The organism is Brachybacterium sp. EE-P12, from assembly GCF_003711805.1.
In the GTDB taxonomy this organism is placed as follows: domain Bacteria; phylum Actinomycetota; class Actinomycetes; order Actinomycetales; family Dermabacteraceae; genus Brachybacterium.
Map to the genome: position 1 here is coordinate 1 of NZ_QXCP01000017.1, position 1,512 is coordinate 1,512.

At 60.5% G+C, this 1,512-nt stretch carries 2 protein-coding genes; both read right to left on the reverse strand.

The genetic code is table 11. The features are described from left to right. Nucleotides 1-41: 41 nt before the first annotated feature. The gene (locus D1648_RS17725; protein ID WP_164518800.1) at nucleotides 42-668 is read right to left on the reverse strand and encodes a DDE-type integrase/transposase/recombinase; all 627 of its coding nucleotides are present in this window, start codon (nucleotides 666-668) and stop codon (nucleotides 42-44) included. Nucleotides 669-1,004: 336 nt separating this feature from the next. Further along, on the reverse strand, nucleotides 1,005-1,512 hold a 508-nt coding region (locus D1648_RS17730; RefSeq protein WP_206424839.1), incomplete at its 5' end, for a hypothetical protein.

Consider the following 1,512-nt stretch of genomic DNA (forward strand, 5'->3'; position numbering starts at 1 on the left):
CGTTGACTGTCAAGCTGGTTGGAGTCAGTCGGTTGGTTTGGTCAGGCTGTTTTGACTAGGTGGTTGATGCCGACGGTCGCTGCTGGTCGGGGGGTTCGGGGGCGCGCTCGGAATCGTTCCGGGTGCGCCTCATAGTAGCGCTGCATGCTGGTGTTTCGATCTCTCCAGACCTGCCGCCAAGTCCCGTCATGGACTTGTTGGGGCGTGAAGTGAGCGATCCCGGAATGATAGTGGCGCGTATTGTACCACTCCCTGTAGTCGGCGTCGAACTCCCTGGCTTCATCAAGGGACTCAAAGGTGGTCGGGTAGTTGGGGTGTCGCTTCATCGTGCTGAACGAGGCCTCGGAGAATGGATTATCGTTCGAGACGTATGGCCTCGAGTTGCTCACCTCGACTCCGCGGTCCGCAAACAGATTGTTCAGCAAGCCGGATCTCATCGTCGGACCATTGTCAGAATGGACTACCCTCGGGATACCGTGCTCTGCGAATGCCGCGGAGAACAGGTTGACTGCGGCGTCCGTGTTCTCGGACGGCTCAACGATGCTCGCGATGCGGAACCGCGAGTAGATGTCGGTGATGACGTATTGCTTGAACGCGACTCTCGAGAAGGATGATTTCAAGTCGGTGATGTCCCAGCTCCACGCCTGCCCGGGCCCGGTGGCTGTCACGACCGGCTTCTCCCGAGCAGGGCGAGGTCGGGTCTCTTGAGGGCGGGCGTCGAGGTCCGCGGCGATTCTGTGCCAAGTTCTCGAGCTCGCCACTATGACACCGCGATCCCAGTGGTGGTGGAACGTGTGCTCGACGCTCCAACCCTTCTCTCGGCCGGCCCGGATCGCGGACTCGATCTGTTCTCGCTCTGGTGCGCTCAGCTGATTCGGGTACCCACGATCGCGTTGATGGGTCGGGTTGGTGGTTCGTGGTTGCGGTACGTTCCGGCGATGCCAGGAGCTCCGACTCAATCCGATCAGTTGGAGGGCATTCCTCTTGGGAGGCGAGAAGAGTAGTCAGTCTTCGGACGAGTCCGTTCTCTTGAAGAATGAACTCCCTGGAGTCTGCGTGGGCTGGGTTTCGGGCGGCTTCTGCTCTTCGTGGTCGCGCAGAAGCCGCAATGCTTTTCCCAGGGTAGTGTTCACCTCCTCCAGATTTGCGACTTTCTCGCGGAGGGCTCGGATTTCGGCGTCCTTATCGCGTTCTTTCTTCCTGCGGGCCATCGATCTGCGCTCCTGGGCGGTGGTCTGTGCTCCGTTCTCCACGCGCGGCACGAGGCCTCGGGAGATATCACCATCGTAGACGGCGCTCTGCCAGCGCCTGAAGGTCCCGCGGGAGATCGATTTGTCCTTGAGCCAGGCCATCTTCGTGCCGTACGGAAGAGAGTCGTACTCGAAAACGAGGTCGAGGATTTCGTCTGTGGTCAGTCCTGGGGCGATTGACAAGGTGGGGTGCTCCGTTCGGTTAGGGCAGGCGGTGCATGTTGCCCCGCGCAGTGACTCCCGACCAGCTTGGCGACGAACG